Consider the following 17,141-nt stretch of genomic DNA (forward strand, 5'->3'; position numbering starts at 1 on the left):
GGAGGATCCCCAAAATGGTGGATCCTCCTTTCGTATGAAATGATTATGAGTTCGTATTATAAAGTTCAGATTCAACCGCATGAACGGCGGCTGACCAGGAGCCATAGCGATGCAAGATTGCTTTCGTCGAAGGTTTGTTGTTGCGTTTTGCCCATTCACGGTACGCTTCAAATGAGAGCGAGAAGCCCATTTCTTGAATGGCTTCACGAAGAGCGTTCGAGAGTTCTGTTTTCGAATAGGTCACACTCGCCTCAAGACCAGCCTCGGCACAGGCATCATGCCACGAACCGAACGTTTTGACGATATGGTAATGGCTCGGTGCCTTCGGATGGAGCTTTCGCCATTGCTGATACTTCTTCAAGGTGATGATCGAGCCCATGTCTCGCGAATAAATGGCGAGCGTCTCGATGATGTCCTCGCGTGTATACTTCGGCATTTTGTCTGGCAATTCGACGGTTGACTCTCCATGCCATTCATAGCCTGCGATGGCAAGTGCCTCAGCCCATGACCCGAACTGACGAATGATCGACTCAGGAGACGGCCAATTCTGTTCCATTGCGAAGCGGCGATAGACAGAACGGCGTGGACGTTCCTTCAACAAGTCCCCGAGAAGACGAATGCAATGGATCATCCTTTGCTGTTCGGTAGACAAGTGATGGGATTTAGTGGATAGCGTTTGATTCAATGATGGTTCCTCCTTCCGTGGACTCAAATCTGAACCGAGAAAGATAAAAAAATGCTCCTACAATCATACTATCGGATTGTTTTTCGGATTTATTAACGTGATTTTGAAAAATTTTAAACAATTCCTAGGAATTGGATAGGACTAAAGTCGCAGTTGATAATTTCAAAAAATGGTAACAGTTCTATTACAAATTAAATCGAATTTCGAGAGAAATGTAAACATAAAGTTTTAATCACCCAAATTTGTAATATTTTTATAAAAAAGTACCCAGCTGGAGAGTTGGGGTCATCGCCTTCGCTCCAGATGAGTACCCTTCTATAATAAATTTAATTTTCAGACTAATCAATCAAATATTGAAATTACGGCAAAAAAATTTTAATGGCTGGTCAATGAAAGACCGATTCTGCTAAAATAGCCGCATTGAGTGAAAAACAGAAAAGAGGATCATCACTATGACAGTTTGGTTATTTTATACGTTACTTGGATTGATTCAAGGGTTCACAGAGCCCATCCCGATTTCATCGAGCGGACATCTTGTCATCTTCCAAGAACTATTTAACATTGACTTGCCGGGATTGTCATTTGAAGTTTTCGTAAACTTTGCATCGCTTCTTGCGGTTTTAACAATCTATCGTCAAGACGTCGTTCGTCTTATCATGAGTTTGTGGACGTTTTTATTTAAGAAAGACCGGTCGGATGAGACGATGGTCGACGTGAAGTTCATCGGGCTGTTACTTGTCGCGACCGTTCCGGCTGGTGTGCTCGGTGTCCTGTTTGGTGACTGGATCGCCGAGGTGCTCGGTGGCGTGGCGACAGTCGGCTATACACTCATCATTACGGGACTCGCCCTCTGGTTCATCCGGAATATGCGAGGAAACAAGGGCGACGGTGGCATTACGCTACGTGACGCCGTATTGATCGGACTTGCTCAGGCCGTGGCGCTCATTCCTGGGATCAGCCGTTCCGGGGCGACTATCGTCATGGCGATGCTCCTCGGAATCAAACAGGAGTCGGCGCTTCGATTCTCGTTCTTCCTGTTCATTCCAATCAGTCTCGGCACGATGATTTTGGATGGTCCGACGTTGTTCACAAACCCAGACACGCGTGACTTGTTCGGTCCGCTCCTTTTGGCATTTATCGCATCATACGTGTTGACGGCCATTTCATTGAAGTGGTTCCAGCACATCATGGCAAAAGGCGAATTGAAGTATTTTTCATATTACTGCTGGATTGTCGGGCTTCTCGTCGTCCTCTTTCTCGCATAATCGAGGCGCTACTCTCACGAGTAGCGTTTTTTGTTTTGCGAAATAAAAACAATTGCGATACAGTAAACCTGTACAAACAAATATTCCTTCGGGGTCGGGTGAAATTCCCAACCGGCGGTGATGGGCCTATGCCCTAAGTCCGTGACCCGGGCGCACGTGTGCGAACGGTGGATCTAGTGAGACTCTAGAGCCGACAGTATAGTCTGGATGGGAGAAGGAACAAAAAACAGGTCCACGTGACCTGTGCTTCGTCGTACGCTTTTCTGTATAGAAAACGTTTATTTGGCTTGCCAAAATTTGACGAAACCCTCCCACCAAGACCCTAAGGACTGCTCCTTAGGGTCTTTTGTTTGTACGGAAAAAGGAGGGAGAACGATGAAACAGTACATGGAACAGGCCATTCAATTGGCGAAATCAGCCGATGGACAGACCGGTGTCAATCCACTCGTCGGTGCCGTTCTCGTGAAAGACGGACGTATCGTCGGAATGGGTGCCCACCTTAAGGCGGGCGAACCACATGCTGAAGTGCATGCGATTCGAATGGCCGGTGCGGCTGCATCCGGGGCGACTTTATATGTCACGCTCGAACCGTGCTCGCATCACGGTAAGACACCACCGTGCGCCGATTTGATTGTAGAATCGGGCATCAAACGTGTCGTCGTCGCCATGAAAGATCCGAATCCACTCGTCGCAGGCAATGGGATCGTGCGCCTGCAAGCGGCCGGTGTCGAAGTCGATGTGGGTCTGCTTGAGGAAGAGGCGCGTGCCTTGAATCCGGCATTTTTGCGGTCGCTTGAGACGAAACGACCATACGTCATCTTGAAGACGGCAACGAGCCTCGATGGGAAAGTTGCCTTAGAGACGGGGGAGAGTCAATGGGTGACGAGTTCGGAAGCCCGTCGTGATGTGCATGAACTTCGTGCCACGGTCGATGCGATTTTGACCGGGATTGGAACGGTACTCGCGGATGACCCATCGCTTACGGTTCGATTGGACCGCGTGACGCGACAGCCGAAACGAGTCGTGCTCGACCGTGACCTGAGGTTACCGCTCGCTAGTACGTTAGCACGTACCGCCGAAGACGTCCCGGTGCTCCTCTTCACTTCGTCAGATGAGGCAGAACGACGTGAACGAGCTCAAGCCGTCGGTATCGAATTATTCGATTATACGTCACTCGGCACGGTTCTTGAGACGCTATACGCAAATGGGATTGGGCGTGTGTTGATCGAGGCCGGACCGACGCTTGTCACCTCACTTCTTGACGGAGACTACGTGGATGAATGGGTCGCCTATCAATCACCACGGGTGTTCGGTGGGAAGCATGGCGTCTATCGCTCACAGCAGGAAGGGACGATCGATGGGATATCCCGTTTTACGATTCATCAGGTCGAAACGATTGGACCCGACCTGAAAGTCGTTCTTCGAAAGGAGGCGCTCTGATGTTCACGGGAATCGTAGAAGAAATCGGATCGGTCAAAGCGGTCAAGCGCAACGGACCATCTTTACGACTCGTTTTGTCCGCTGTGAAAGTGCTTGAGGATGTGAAGCTCGGGGACAGCATTGCCGTGAATGGGATCTGCCTCACGGTGACGACGTTCGATGATGCGACGTTCTCTGTCGATGTCATGCCAGAAACGTTGAAGGCGTCGAGCCTAGATGGGGTCAAGCCGGGAACACAAGTCAATCTCGAACGGGCGATGCCGGCGAACGGACGGTTTGGTGGACATTTCGTATCCGGACATGTCGACGGGGTCGGGCGCATCACGAAGAAACGACCGCTCGCGAATGCCGTCTATATCGACATCCAATGTGATCGTGCGCTCCTTTCCTACATCGTCCCGAAAGGTTCGATATGTGTAGATGGGACGAGTTTGACCGTGTTTGACGTGTCAGAGCGTGGGTTTACCTTGTCCTTGATTCCACACACATACAGCGAGACCGTGCTTGGGATGAAACAGACGGGTGATGTAGTCAATTTAGAATGTGATCTGTTGGCAAAATATATGGAAAAGGTCGTCGGGCAGTCGAAGATGACGCTCGAGTCCTTGGCAGAACAAGGATATGGAAAGGCGGGATGGTAATGTTTGATTCGATTGAACGAGCGATTGAGGAACTGAGACGAGGGCGTCCCATCGTCGTCGTGGATGACGAGGACCGTGAGAATGAAGGGGACTTTGTCGTACTCGGTGACAAGGTGACACCGGAAACGATGAACTTTTTGATCACGGAAGGGAAAGGGCTCGTCTGTAGCGCCATCGCAGAAGAAGTGGCGGTTCGTCTCGACCTCGCGCCGATGGTGACGAACAGTACAGACCCACACGGTACCGCCTTCACGGTCAGTGTCGACCATATCGATTCGACGACTGGCATCTCGGCGAGTGAACGGTCTCACACCGTTCGTGAGTTAGCGAACCCATCGTCCCGTCCATCCGATTTTCAACGTCCGGGACATCTGTTCCCGCTCATTGCGAAAAAGGGAGGCGTCTCCGTTCGCCGAGGTCATACCGAAGCGTCTGTCGACCTGGCGCGACTCGCAGGAAGTGAGCCGGTCGCGGTCATCTGTGAAATCATTCGAGAGGACGGGGAGATGGCACGCGTACCTGATTTGGTACAAGTCGCTGAACGCCACGGGTTGGCATTCATCACTATCGAAGCGTTAGTCCGATATATGGAGGAGAACCTCGTCACACGTGTTGCGGACGTGTCCCTACCTTCCTCAAAAGGAACGTTTCGCATGATAGGGTATGAGAATCGAATGGACCGTGAAGAGCATGTGGCGCTCGTGACGGAGACACTTGAGGAGGTCCCGCTCGTTCGCATTCACTCCGAATGTCTGACCGGTGACGTCTTCGGTTCGTTCCGATGTGATTGCGGTCCGCAACTGGACACGGCGATGGCACGAATCGAGCAGGAATCGGGCATCGTGCTCTATATGCGTCAAGAAGGGCGAGGCATCGGACTGTTGAACAAACTGAAGGCGTACGCCCTTCAAGAGAATGGATTGGATACGGTCGAGGCGAACGTGGCACTAGGGTTTCATCCGGACCTTCGGGACTATCGGGTGAGCGCGGCGATGCTTCGTGATCTTGGCGTCACCCGTGTCCAGCTCATGACGAACAACCCCGATAAAGTCGATGCCTTGGAATCATGTGGCATCACAGTCGTCGAACGCGTTCCGATTCATGTCGGTGCGCATGAAGCGAACGAATCGTATCGCCTGACGAAACAACTCAAAATGAATCATATTGGAGGAACATGGACATGACCTATACATTTGAAGGAAACTTAGTTGGAGAAGGCTTAAAGATTGGAATCGTCGTCGGACGGTTCAACGACTTGATCACGATGCGTCTGCTTGACGGGGCGAAGGATGCCTTGAAACGTCATGGAGTGAAGGGAGAGGATGTGTCGCTCGCTTTCGTCCCAGGAGCATTTGAGCTTCCGCTCGTCGCGAAAAAAATGGCGATGAGCAAACAATACGACGCGGTCATCACGCTCGGAGCCGTCATTCGTGGTGCGACCCCGCATTTTGATTACGTCTGTAACGAAGCGGCAAAAGGGATCGCCCAGGCGAGCTATCAATCCGAAGTCCCTGTCATCTTTGGTGTGTTGACGACGGAGACGATTGAACAGGCGATTGAGCGTGCAGGAACAAAAGCAGGCAACAAAGGGTGGGAAGCGGCGACTTCTGCCATCGAGATGGCCAATCTGTTAAAGCAAGTCTAATCAAAACCGGGTGGCGACCACCCGGTTTTTCAAATGGATCTGTCCGACCAGGAATGGGTGTTCATGCGCGACCATGTGCGTGTCGACGGCGAAATGTTGAAGGATTTACAAACACAGTCCCTCAGAATTACTTCATTCAAATGGCCTATCCCATCACACTGTATCATCACAAACGTTGGGACGGAACGGGGTACAACCAAGGACTGAAAAGGAGAGGACATCCCGCTTACGGCTCGAATCGTCACCATGTTCGATCAGACATTTAAAGCGCACTAAAAAGGAGACGTCCCCTCGGGGAGCATCTCCTTTTTGATTAGTACGTTTCAGATGTTGTTTTCGCTTGCATGTGGAGTTGGATGTAATCCGGGCCACCTGCTTTTGAATCCGTACCTGACATGTTGAATCCACCGAACGGCTGATAGCCGACGATTGCGCCTGTGCAACCACGGTTGAAGTAGAGGTTCCCAACGTGGAAGTTTTGGCGAGCGTATTCTTGATTCATACGGTCACGTGTGAGGACCGCCCCTGTCAAGCCGTATTCTGTGTTGTTCGCGATATCGATTGCTTCTTTGAAGTCTTTCGCTTTCGTGAAGGCGACGATTGGTCCGAAAATCTCTTCTTGCATGAGGCGTGCTTTCGGGTCGACGTCTGCGACGACAGTCGGCTCGATGAAGTAGCCTGTTGAATCGTCTGCTTTCCCACCTGCGACGATGCGTCCTTCTTCTTTTGCGACATCGAAGTACGATGTGATCTTCTTGAAGGCCGATGCATCGATGACTGGTCCCATGAAGTGTTCGTTCTTCTCTGTGTTTCCGACAGAGAGTTCGTTCGTGAGTTCGACGACACGGTCAAGTACCGTATCATACACGCTGTCGACGATGACGGCACGTGAACAAGCCGAACATTTCTGACCAGAGAAACCGAATGCCGATTTCACGATCGATTGTGCAGCGAGCTCGAGGTCGGCTGATTCGTCGACGACGATCGTATCTTTTCCACCCATCTCCGCGATCACGCGTTTGAGCCAAATTTGACCTTCGTTCAATTTAGACGCACGTTCGTTGATGCGGAGTCCGACATCACGCGATCCTGTGAAGCTGATGAAGCGTGTTTTCGGATGATCGACGAGATAGTCCCCGACTTCTGCACCCGGTCCCGGGATGAAGTTGAGCACGCCTTTTGGAAGACCTGCCTCTTCCATCACTTCGACGAATTTCGCAGCGACGATCGGCGTCGTCGAAGCTGGTTTTAAGAGAATTGTGTTACCGGCGACGATGGCCGCAACTGCAGTACCGGCCATGATTGCGAATGGGAAGTTCCATGGGCTGATGACGATCCCGACCCCGAGTGGGATGTAGTCATACCGGTTGTATTCGCCTGGGCGGCTCTCCACTTTCTTGCCTGGTTTGAGCTCGAGCATTTGACGTGCATAATATTCCATGAAGTCGATTGCTTCCGCTGTATCCGCATCTGCCTCGTTCCACGGTTTACCCGCTTCTTTGACGAGGTAAGCCGAGAACTCGTGCTTCCGTTTGCGGACGATGTTCGCTGCTTTGAACAAGACGTCGGCGCGGACAGCCGGGTCGACATGGCGCCATGAGTCAAATGCTGTGATTGCTTCTTGCATCGCACGTTCTGCGAGCTCTTGGTTCGCTTTTGACACGCGACCGATCACTTCTTCTTTGTTAGCCGGGTTGTAAGACGTGATTTTACCTTCCGTCGTAACCTTTTCCCCACCAATTACGAGCGGATAGTCTTTCCCGAGCTCACCGTTCACTTTCTCGATTGCCGCTTGGATTGCTTCGGCATTCTCTTTTTGTGTAAAGTCTGTGAATGGTTCATGTTTGTATGGAATCATTCTCGTTCCCCCTTAAAGTGATGTTGAGCGTTAAAGCGCTTACGTCTGTATTGTATCGAAATTATCGTAGAAATCCTAGTGAAACAATTTTCCAGAAACACATGGCATTGGAGCAAGAAATCGAGACGTGATAGGATGGGGGAGAACACGGCTTTAGAAAGGACGAACAACATGAAAAAATGGTTCATTCCGCTACTCCTCGTCTTCATGCTCGGAGCATGTGGGAACGAGGAAGAGACGGTGGTAGAAGAGACAGACCGCGCATTGCCGGACGCTGTCACGAACGTGTACGCAAACTATCAAACGGCACTTGAGTCTGGAGACGCTGAGGCACTTGCCTCAATTGATTATGCTGGCCGGTTGACAGAGATTCCGGCGACTGGTGCCGTCACCCGTCAATTGTCTCCTGGTGAGATTTATAAGAGCTGGGTCAACGAAGAGGAAGACGTGGCGTTCCTTGTCCATGAGATGATCGATGAAGAAGGGAACCCGCTCCCGAACCGACTCAGTAAAATCGCTGTGAAGGAAGGGGATGAGTGGTCACTCGTCATCACACCGGCCGCTTTACCAAAAGACGTGATTGCCGAGGTCGGAGAGTTACTCATCGGTGTCCAGGCGAACGAGTACGGAGTGAATGCCGAAGCGAACGCCCGTCTCGCCGAGATTCCAGAAGATGAGGCTGGTCCGATCTATGACCAAGTCAACGCACAGACGGACTATATGGCGCTCGAGGCAGACAATAACGTCTTCCTGCTCATGGCGGAGACGTTGACGGTCGAGGAGAACCAAACCATCATGACAGACTATTTCAAAGCGTATGAGACGTGGTACACCGATAACGAGGAGACGCTCCGAAAAGCGGCTGCAACGGAAGATCCAGTCGAGTATATCGAAGTGCTTGACCCATTAAAGACAAAATTAGAAGAAGCGATCGATGGCTATGACGAACAACTTGTCGACCCATCGTTTGGCTAAGGAGGAACAGCAGATGCTCGCACCAACATTTTCATTACCGAACCAAAACGGAGAGATGGTTTCATTAAAGGACTATCTCGGCAAGAAAGTCGTCTTATACTTCTATCCTCGAGATTCGACACCTGGTTGCACGACCGAGGCATGCGATTTCCGCGATGCGTTGCCGAAGATGGAAGGCGCGGTCGTCCTTGGGGTATCGGCCGACAGTCAAAAGAAACATCAAAACTTTATCGCCAAGAATGACCTCCCATTTGATTTACTCGTGGACGAGGAACATGAAGTGTCCGAGCTTTACGGCGTCTGGCAGTTGAAGAAAAATTACGGGAAAGAATATTACGGCATCGTCCGTTCGACTTTCTTGATCAACGAGGACGGCTATATCGAACAAGAGTGGCGCAACGTCAAAGTGAAAGGTCACGTCGAAGAAGTCGTGGCTGCCATTCGTTCGTAAAACGAGAAACTGAAGGAAAGGTCATGAACGGTTTCAGACTGTAGACAACGCATGGGTCTACAGTCTTTTTTGTGTCCAAGCTAGGCACGGATCGCTTTCCTAGGGGCAAGCAGTGAGCCGCATCGCGACTCGGTCGCTGCTGGGTCTCCCTTCGCTTGCTATTCCGTCTCGCCTTGAATAACTCGTTCAGCGTCCCGATGGTTGTGACAGGGATCGTCATGATGGCGGTCACGGCATTCGTCATCATAGGTGGTGTCAAATCGATCAGAAAAGTCGTCGGACTCTTCGTCCCGTTCATGATGTTTTCGTGTCCTCTATATTTTAGTCGCGGGACTCGGTGCGATGACGACGAACTTGAATTTGATCTGGTCGATCTCGGATGTGTTCAACGGTCTCATGGCCATCCCGAACTTGATTGGACTCTTGTTCCTCTCAGGTGTGGTCGTCGCCGAGACAAAACGATTCGAACTCGAACGGAAAAAGAACGGCAGTCCTCTGCCGCTTTACGAGAAAACCCGCCGGACAGCGCGTGTCGGCGGGTTTTTGTCATACCTTGAACTGGCGAATCAGTGAATCGAGTTCTTCCATCTTTTGTTGCGACTGTTCCGTCGCATGGTTCAACTCGGCGAAACGTTCGACGGACATCGTCACTTTTTCAGCGATTTCTTGCGTACCGAGCGCCCCGTTGTTGACGGTCGTCGCGACGTCTTGGATGACACCAATCATGTTCGACGTCAATTGTTCGAGCTCCCCGGCAGCGGCGGCAAATTCGGTCGCAGTCGTTTCAAAGCGACCTGCGTCCTCGCTATATTGTCCGGCTGCCTCTTCAAGTTGGTCATAATCTTTCAAGACGTTCGTGTCGAGGAAGTGGAGCATCTGTCCAGAACTCTCGTTCAAATGATCGACCGAATGAAGGACGGTCGTCGAGATGACTTGAATTCGTTCGACGGTCGCCCGGCTCGTCTCGGCGAGTTTTCGAATCTCGTCGGCGACGACGGCGAATCCGCGTCCGGCCTCTCCGGCACGAGCCGCTTCAATCGAGGCATTGAGTGACAAGAGGTTCGTCTGCGCGGCGATGTCGAGGATGTCGTTCGTGAGCGTCGCGATCTCACGGACGGCTTTCGCATCTTGCATCGCTTTCTCTAAGTTCGTGCGCGTCGACTGAAGGACGCTGATGGCGTTCTCTTTCGCCTCCACTGCGTGTGACTTGAGGGAGAGGGCACGCTCATCGATTTGTCTCGCTTCGGTTTTCCGCTCATCGGCCATCGTCACGATGTGATGAATCGTCCGCTCCATATCCGAGGCGGAAGCGTTCATCTCTTGCGCGCTTGCGGCCGTCTGTTGCATACCGGCGGTCAAGTCTTCTGTCGTCGCAGCGGTCGTCGTCATATACGTGTCGAGCTCTTTCAACTCTTCATACATATGGGTCGATTGTTGCGTCACGCCGGTCGTCACGTCGTTCACTTGAAGAATCAACTGACGCAAGTTGGTAATGAACTGGTTGAAGTCACGTGCGAGTCCGGCGAACTCGTCACGGCGCTTCACAGGAATGGATGTCGTCAAATCGCCATCGCTCGTGGCGAGTTCGTGCATCTTCGTCTTGAACTCTTTGAGTGGTTCAAAGATGGAGCGGAAGATGAAGAGCATCATGAGGATCGTCATGACAGCCGCGACACCAAGCACGATGAAGAGCGTCAACTGAACTTGCTCAAACATCTTAGCTGCTGCGGCGGTGTCCGATTGAATCGCTTCGCGGTTCAAGTTGACGAGAAGACCGAGAGAGTTCGAAAGCGTATCGGCACTTGCGGTTACCGTATCGCGAATGTACGCTTCTGCGGCCTCTGTACCGTCTTCATTTGAAATACGAATGAGTTCATTCATGACCGTTTGGAAGTTATCCCAATTCGCACGGGCTTCATCGAAGAGCTGTTGATTTTCTTCCATGACAACAGTCGCTTCATAGCTGTCCATCCGTTGTTGCAAAATGGCGACAGATGCTTGAATGTCCCGTTCGATGTTTTGTTTCGTCACCGCGTCATCCACGAGGGCGTGACGAATCAAATGACGACGAATTTCAAGCAATTGCTTATCGACTTGATGAATCTGGTCTATGCCTGGCACCCAGGAAACGGTCATGTCTTCTTGAGCTGCTTTTGATGCGTTCAAGGCATACCAAGAGTAACCACTTACACCAAGAAGTAGCACAAACATGATGCTAAACGCAGTGATGAGTTTATTCCGAATCGACATACGATTCCTCCTTACGAATCTTTTCTACCATTAGCATAATCAGAATCGCACATCGACCGTATAGCTGATTTCGAAAGCGGGTCAATATTCGGAGAAGATTTCCCTAGTTTCTCAAAAAGGAGACATTTTCTCACAAGATAGATTTCCTTTTTTGTCTTATGAAAAAGTGGTATGATAATGAACGATGTATTGAAAACTGTTGGAGGTGGGAATTTTGGCTCGTATTACAGAAGCTGAAGTTCGGCACGTCGCCGGACTTGCCCGACTTGCGATCACGGATGAAGAAGTGACGCACTTCACGGAGCAATTGACAAAAATTCTCGAGTTCGCCGAGCAACTCGATGAGCTGGATACAACGGGCGTCGAACCGACGACCCATGCCCTAGATTTGAAAAACGTACTACGCAAAGACGAGGTCCGTCCATCGCTTCCACGTGAGGAAGTCGAACGGATGGCACCTGACTGGGAGAACGGTCAAGTCCGTGTCCCTGCGGTCTTTGAGTAAGGAGGCCTTTCATGAGTTTATTTGACCACGGTGTAGCGAAACTGCATACGTTATTAAAAGAAGGCGAAGTCACGGTCACGGACCTCGTCAAAGAGTCGTTCGACCGCATCGAAGCGACGGATGATCAAATCGGTGCGTTTTTGACGCTCAATGAGGATGCGTTCGAGCAAGCGAAGCGCATGGATGAGCTCGCAAAGACGTCAGACAACCCGCTCTTCGGCATGCCAATCGGTGTGAAAGACAACATCGTCACAAAAGGGATGCGGACGACATGTGCCTCGACGTTCCTTGAGAACTTCGTCCCGGCACACGATGCGACGGTCGTCGAGCGTCTTCATGACGCCGGTGCCGTCACAATCGGGAAGTTGAACATGGACGAGTTCGCGATGGGTTCATCAAACGAGAACTCAGCGTTCAAGCCTGTCCGTAACCCATGGGACCCGACTCGTGTACCAGGAGGTTCTTCAGGCGGTTCAGCGGCATCGGTCGCAGCTGGGCAAGTCCTCTTCAGCCTCGGTTCGGATACGGGTGGTTCGATTCGTCAACCAGCCGCATATTGCGGTGTCGTCGGGATGAAGCCGACATACGGTCTTGTCTCACGTTTCGGTCTCGTCGCCTTCGCGTCGTCACTCGACCAAATCGGCCCGCTCACGCGCACGGTCGAAGACAATGCTTACTTATTGAATACGATTGCGGGTCATTGCGAGATGGATGCTACGTCATCATCAGTCGAAATCCCAGATTATACGAAAGCTCTTGATGGCGATATCAACGGCATGAAGTTCGCTTACCCAGAAGAGTTCATGTCTGATGGCGTATCGGACGGAGTCCGTGCCCAAATCGAGCAAGCGGTGGAAACACTCAAGTCTCTTGGTGCCACGGTCGAAAAGGTATCAATTCCGTCTGTGAAGTTTGCCCTCCCAACATATTATTTGCTTGCGTCTTCAGAAGCTTCTTCAAATTTGGCTCGTTTCGATGGCATCCGTTATGGACGTCGCGCCGAAGCAGACACGCTCGACGAAGTGTTTACGTACTCACGTGAACAAGGGTTTGGAGACGAGGTCAAACGCCGAATCATGCTCGGAACGTATGCGCTTAGCTCAGGGTACTATGATGCGTTCTATAAGAAAGCGCAACAAGCCCGGACAATCATGATTCAAGAGTTTGAACGCGTCTTTAAAGATTATGATGCAATTATTGGACCAACTGCACCGACAACGGCATTCAAACTCGGTGAACAGCTCGAAGATCCGCTCACGATGTACGCAAACGATATCATGACAATTCCGGTTAACTTGACGGGTATCCCGGCCATCTCGGTCCCGGCAGGTCTCTCGGAAGGACTTCCGGTCGGTCTTCAAATTATCGGAAATCACTTTACCGAATCAACACTTTACCGCGTGGCCCATGCTTTTGAACAAGCAAACGGCGGTTTCAAGATGCCACAGCTCTAAGGAGGACGTACGATGAACTTTGAAACGATCATCGGGATCGAGGTGCACGCCGAGCTGAGCACGAAGTCGAAGATTTGGTGTGGCTGCTCACGCACTTACGGTGCCGAAACGAATACACAGACGTGTCCGATTTGTCTCGGACACCCGGGCGTCTTGCCTAAATTGAACGAAGAAGCGGTCAACCTCGCCATCAAAGCGGCAATGGCACTCAACTGTGAGATTGCGACAGATACGAAGTTCGACCGCAAGAACTACTTCTACCCTGACACGCCGAAAGCGTATCAAATCTCGCAGTTTGATAAGCCGATCGGTTCAAACGGTCACGTCGACGTCGAAGTCGACGGAGAGATGAAACGATTCCGCATCGAGCGCGTGCACTTGGAAGAAGATGCCGGGAAGATGAACCACACGGGCGAGAAGCACTCGGTCGTCGACTTCAACCGGACCGGTTCACCACTCATCGAGATTGTCAGTGAAGCGGACATGCGCTCACCGAAAGATGCGGTCGCGTATCTCGAACGTTTGAAAGAAGTCCTCTCGTTCGCTGGCGTCTCGGACGTCAAGATGGAAGAAGGGTCACTTCGCTGTGACTGTAACATCTCGGTCCGTCCATTCGGACAGGAGAAGTTCGGTACGAAGACAGAGCTCAAGAACTTGAACTCGTTCTCAAACGTCTTAAAGGCACTCGACTATGAAGAGACGCGTCATCGCAAATTGCTTCTTTCAGGTGGCGTCATGCGTCAAGAGACGCTCCGTTACGACGAAGCGGCGAAAAAGACGATTCTCATGCGTGTCAAAGAAGGGGCAGCGGACTACCGTTACTTCCCAGAACCGGACCTCGTCCGTCTCGAAATCGATGAGGCATGGAAAGAGCGCATCCGCGCGACGATTCCAGAGATGCCGGCAGCTCGTCGTGAACGCTACATGAGCCAATACGGTCTCTCGGCATACGACGCAAAAGCCCTCACGTCAACGCGTGAGTTCTCGGACTTCTTCGAAGCGACGACAGCGGCCGGTGCGGAGCCGAAAGCGGCAGCGAACTGGCTCATGGGTGAAGTGCTCGGTCACTTGAACAAGTCGGATGAAACGGTCGAGACGATGAAGTTGACACCGGAATCACTCGCTGAGCTCATCCGCTTGATCGCAGAAGGGACGATTTCATCGAAAATCGCGAAGCGTGTCTTCACGGCGATGATGGAAGAAGGCGCTGATCCGAAAGCGTATGTGGAAGCGAACGGACTCGCCCAAATCTCGGACGAGAACTTGCTCCGTGGCTACATCCTCGAATTGTTCGAGGCGCATCCGCAAATGATCGAAGACTTCAAGAACGGGAAAGACCGTGCGAAAGGCTTCATCATCGGCCAAATCATGAAACAGACGAAAGGGATGGCGAACCCGGCACTCCTCGATGGCTTGTTCCACGAAGAGATCGCGAAACGCTAAGCAGGCGGCGAGACACTTGTGTCTCGCTTTTCGCTCGAGTTGAGCATAGGGGAGAGAATCAATATGCAACGGAAACGTGCGCGGGTCATTTATAACCCGACATCTGGTAAAGAAGTGATCAAACGGGAACTCCCGTACATTTTGAACCGCCTCGAGGATGCGGGTTATGAGACGTCGACGTATGCGACGAAAGCGATTGGTGATGCCACGCTCGAAGCAAAACGGGCCTCAGCGGCCGAGTTCGACCTCATCATCGCCGCAGGTGGAGACGGGACATTGAACGAAGTCATCTCTGGGCTCGCACCGCTTGAGAACCGTCCGACAATCGGACTCATTCCGGTCGGAACGACGAACGATTTCGCCCGGGCGATGCGGATTCCACTGAGCGTCGTCGGTGCACTCGACGTCATCTGTGACGGATTCGAGATGCCGGTCGACCTCGGGGAAATCGAAGGCGAGACAGGTGACATCCACTATTTCATCAATATCGCCGGTGGCGGCATCATGACCGAGCTCTCGTATGAAGTGCCATCGAAGTTGAAGACAGCACTCGGACAGCTCGCCTATTACGTGAAGGGAATGGAGAAACTGCCTCTCATCAAACCGACGTACATCGAGCTCGAACACGATGAAGGAACGTTCCAAGGCGAGGTCATGGTCTTCCTCACATCGAACTCGAACTCGGTCGGTGGATTTGAAAAAATCTCACCACACGCGTCGTTGAATGACGGGTTGTTCGACCTGTTCATTTTGCGGAAATGTAACTTGTTCGAATTCATCCACGTCGTCCGCCTTCTCCTCCGGGGTGAGCACTTATCCAGCTCACTCGTCGAGCACGTGAAGACGAGCCGCGTCCGGATGAAGACGACCGAGCCGATGAGTCTCAACATCGACGGCGAGTATGGCGGGGAGTGCACAGGTGAGATACGGAACTTGTTCCGTCACTTGACGGTGCTCGCGCCGAACGCCCGAATCCGCGAGATGGAAGATTTGAACGCACAATATGAACGCGAACAGATGATCAAGCAATTGTTCAATGTTTCGCTCGATAAAGCAGAGTGAAAAGATAGGAATGACGACATCAGTCATTCCTATTTGCAATGGAAGGAGCATTCGTATGCTACCAGTGAAAAAGAATGATCGTCTCGATGTCCACGTCCACGACTTGACCCATGAAGGGGCGGGTGTGGCACGTGTCGACGGCTATACGCTGTTCGTCCCGAACGCGTTACCGGGTGAGACGGTCGAAATCGTCGTGACGAAGACGAACAAGCAGTATGGGTTCGCCCGATTGTTGAACGTGAAAGAAGCGAGCGCCGACCGCGTCGAGCCACCGTGCCCGATTTTTTATCAGTGTGGCGGCTGTCAGCTGCAACACTTCAGTTATGAAGGACAACTTCGCCAGAAACGAGAACGTGTCGTCGATGCGCTCAAGCGTATCGGGCAGTTCGACGTGCCGGTCCATGACACGATTGGCATGCCAGAACCTTGGCGCTACCGCAACAAGGCACAAGTCCCGTTCAAACAAGAAGGAGACCGTCTCGTTTCAGGCTTCTATCGTCCTCGTTCGCATGACATCGTCGAGATGAGCGAATGTTTGATTCAAGATAAGCGTAATGACAAGGCAATCCAAGTCGTCCGTGATGTGTTGGATGCTCGCGGTGTGCCGGCGTATGACGAGAAGACAGGACGTGGGGTCATCCGTCACGTCATGGTCCGTTACGGGTACCATTCGGGTGAACTGATGATCGTCCTCATCACGAAGACGCCGAAATTAAAAGGCGTGAATGAAATCGTCGCCGATATCGTCGAGCGTCTCCCAGACGTGACGTCGATCATGCAAAACGTCAACCCGGACAAGACGAACGTCATCCTCGGAGCGACGAACAAGTTGCTTTATGGTCATGAGACGATTGAGGACAAAATCGCAGGCCTCACGTTCACGATTTCTCCGCACTCGTTCTTCCAAGTCAACCCGGTCCAAACGGAGAAGTTGTACGGGAAAGCGCTGGAGTACGCACAACTGTCAGGTACGGAACAAGTCGTCGATGCCTATTGCGGAATCGGGACGATCAGCCTTTTCCTCGCTCGGAAAGCGGCACACGTGTATGGTGTTGAAGTCGTTCCGGAAGCGATTGAGGATGCGAAACAGAATGCGCTTGTCAATGAGATCGACAATGTGACGTACGCATGTGGCGCAGCGGAAGATGTGCTTCCAGAGTGGAAGAAAGAGGGCGTAAACCCGGACGTCATCGTTGTCGACCCACCACGTAAAGGATGTGCCGAATCGTTCCTTGAGACGATGGTCGAGATGGGACCGAAGCGAATCGTATACGTCTCGTGTAACGTCGCGACGCAGGCGCGCGATATGCGTTACCTCGCCGACCGAGGTTATCGCTTGATGGAAGTGACACCGGTCGACATGTTCCCGCATACGGCGCATGTGGAGACGGTGGCGTGGTTGGAGATAATTGAAAAGTAAGCTTGAAAAGTACGTGGTAGATAAGGGGTTTTTAAGGTTTTGGGATG

15 protein-coding genes, 2 pseudogenes and 1 riboswitch are annotated in these 17,141 nt (G+C 51.7%); of the genes and pseudogenes, 14 read left to right on the forward strand and 3 right to left on the reverse strand.

Annotation, left to right across the window (positions count from 1 at the left end; all coding sequences use genetic code 11):
* Positions 1-43: 43 nt before the first annotated feature.
* Positions 44-685 (reverse strand): homing endonuclease associated repeat-containing protein, encoded by a 642-nt coding sequence (locus tag KNO61_RS10640; RefSeq protein ID WP_074036101.1) that lies wholly within the window; start codon positions 683-685, stop codon positions 44-46.
* Between the two features lie 452 nt (positions 686-1,137).
* Between KNO61_RS10640 and KNO61_RS10645 the strand changes: the two genes are divergently transcribed.
* The 5 genes from KNO61_RS10645 to ribH all read left to right on the forward strand — a co-directional run bounded on the left by KNO61_RS10645 (position 1,138) and on the right by ribH (position 5,676).
* Positions 1,138-1,950 carry an undecaprenyl-diphosphate phosphatase gene (locus tag KNO61_RS10645; RefSeq protein ID WP_074036102.1) on the forward strand — a complete coding sequence of 271 codons (813 nt, stop codon included), beginning with the start codon at positions 1,138-1,140 and terminating at the stop codon, positions 1,948-1,950.
* Between the two features lie 80 nt (positions 1,951-2,030).
* Positions 2,031-2,173: riboswitch (FMN riboswitch) on the forward strand.
* Between the two features lie 152 nt (positions 2,174-2,325).
* Positions 2,326-3,390: a bifunctional diaminohydroxyphosphoribosylaminopyrimidine deaminase/5-amino-6-(5-phosphoribosylamino)uracil reductase RibD gene (gene ribD / locus KNO61_RS10650; RefSeq protein WP_214873234.1), complete on the forward strand. Its 1,065-nt coding sequence runs from the start codon at positions 2,326-2,328 to the stop codon at positions 3,388-3,390.
* Entirely contained in the window at positions 3,390-4,031 is a 642-nt protein-coding gene (ribE, locus tag KNO61_RS10655) for a riboflavin synthase (RefSeq protein WP_214873237.1), read from the forward strand. Before ribD ends, ribE begins: the two co-directional genes overlap by 1 nt.
* Positions 4,031-5,215: a 3,4-dihydroxy-2-butanone-4-phosphate synthase gene (ribB, locus tag KNO61_RS10660; protein ID WP_214873239.1), complete on the forward strand. Its 1,185-nt coding sequence runs from the start codon at positions 4,031-4,033 to the stop codon at positions 5,213-5,215. The genes ribE and ribB overlap by 1 nt, the downstream gene beginning before the upstream one ends.
* Positions 5,212-5,676, forward strand: a complete 465-nt coding sequence (gene ribH / locus KNO61_RS10665) for a 6,7-dimethyl-8-ribityllumazine synthase (RefSeq protein ID WP_214757768.1) — start codon at positions 5,212-5,214, stop codon at positions 5,674-5,676. Before ribB ends, ribH begins: the two co-directional genes overlap by 4 nt.
* 313 nt (positions 5,677-5,989) lie before the next feature.
* On the opposite strand, the gene pruA is transcribed toward ribH, so the two are convergent.
* Positions 5,990-7,534 (reverse strand): L-glutamate gamma-semialdehyde dehydrogenase, encoded by a 1,545-nt coding sequence (pruA, locus tag KNO61_RS10675; protein ID WP_214873241.1) that lies wholly within the window; start codon positions 7,532-7,534, stop codon positions 5,990-5,992.
* Positions 7,535-7,705: 171 nt separating this feature from the next.
* On the opposite strand from pruA, the gene KNO61_RS10680 reads away from it, so the two are divergent.
* From KNO61_RS10680 to KNO61_RS10695, 4 genes and pseudogenes are all read left to right on the forward strand, one after another.
* On the forward strand, positions 7,706-8,509 hold the full coding sequence (locus KNO61_RS10680) for a hypothetical protein (protein ID WP_214757765.1): 804 nt from the start codon (positions 7,706-7,708) through the stop codon (positions 8,507-8,509).
* 13 nt (positions 8,510-8,522) lie between these two features.
* Positions 8,523-8,960, forward strand: coding sequence for a thioredoxin-dependent thiol peroxidase (gene bcp, locus KNO61_RS10685; RefSeq protein WP_074036111.1), 438 nt, complete (start codon positions 8,523-8,525; stop codon positions 8,958-8,960).
* A gap of 173 nt (positions 8,961-9,133) precedes the next feature.
* Positions 9,134-9,251, forward strand: a pseudogene (locus KNO61_RS17555) (alanine:cation symporter family protein); the annotation flags it as partial.
* 12 nt (positions 9,252-9,263) lie between these two features.
* Positions 9,264-9,533: pseudogene (locus tag KNO61_RS10695) on the forward strand (alanine:cation symporter family protein); the annotation flags it as partial.
* On the opposite strand, the gene KNO61_RS10700 reads toward KNO61_RS10695, so the two are convergent.
* Complete coding sequence (locus tag KNO61_RS10700; protein ID WP_214873245.1) at positions 9,507-11,210, reverse strand: methyl-accepting chemotaxis protein; 1,704 nt, start codon at positions 11,208-11,210, stop codon at positions 9,507-9,509. The pseudogene KNO61_RS10695 and the gene KNO61_RS10700 sit on opposite strands and share 27 nt — an antisense overlap.
* A gap of 214 nt (positions 11,211-11,424) precedes the next feature.
* Here KNO61_RS10700 and gatC point away from each other — a divergent pair, with 214 nt between their 5' ends.
* From gatC to rlmD, 5 genes are all read left to right on the forward strand, one after another.
* Positions 11,425-11,715, forward strand: a complete 291-nt coding sequence (gatC, locus tag KNO61_RS10705) for an Asp-tRNA(Asn)/Glu-tRNA(Gln) amidotransferase subunit GatC (protein ID WP_012727041.1) — start codon at positions 11,425-11,427, stop codon at positions 11,713-11,715.
* Positions 11,716-11,726: 11 nt separating this feature from the next.
* Positions 11,727-13,169, forward strand: a complete 1,443-nt coding sequence (gatA, locus tag KNO61_RS10710) for an Asp-tRNA(Asn)/Glu-tRNA(Gln) amidotransferase subunit GatA (protein ID WP_214873247.1) — start codon at positions 11,727-11,729, stop codon at positions 13,167-13,169.
* Between the two features lie 12 nt (positions 13,170-13,181).
* Positions 13,182-14,612 (forward strand): Asp-tRNA(Asn)/Glu-tRNA(Gln) amidotransferase subunit GatB, encoded by a 1,431-nt coding sequence (gene gatB / locus KNO61_RS10715; RefSeq protein ID WP_031422702.1) that lies wholly within the window; start codon positions 13,182-13,184, stop codon positions 14,610-14,612.
* A 63-nt stretch (positions 14,613-14,675) separates the two neighbouring features.
* A complete protein-coding gene (locus tag KNO61_RS10720) occupies positions 14,676-15,674 on the forward strand; it encodes a diacylglycerol kinase (protein WP_214873249.1) in 999 nt (332 codons plus the stop codon).
* A 55-nt stretch (positions 15,675-15,729) separates the two neighbouring features.
* Positions 15,730-17,094 (forward strand): 23S rRNA (uracil(1939)-C(5))-methyltransferase RlmD, encoded by a 1,365-nt coding sequence (gene rlmD, locus KNO61_RS10725; RefSeq protein ID WP_214873251.1) that lies wholly within the window; start codon positions 15,730-15,732, stop codon positions 17,092-17,094.
* The last annotated feature ends 47 nt before the right edge of the window (positions 17,095-17,141 follow it).

It is taken from the genome of Exiguobacterium sp. s140 (assembly GCF_018617035.1).
Lineage (GTDB): Bacteria > Bacillota > Bacilli > Exiguobacteriales > Exiguobacteriaceae > Exiguobacterium > Exiguobacterium profundum.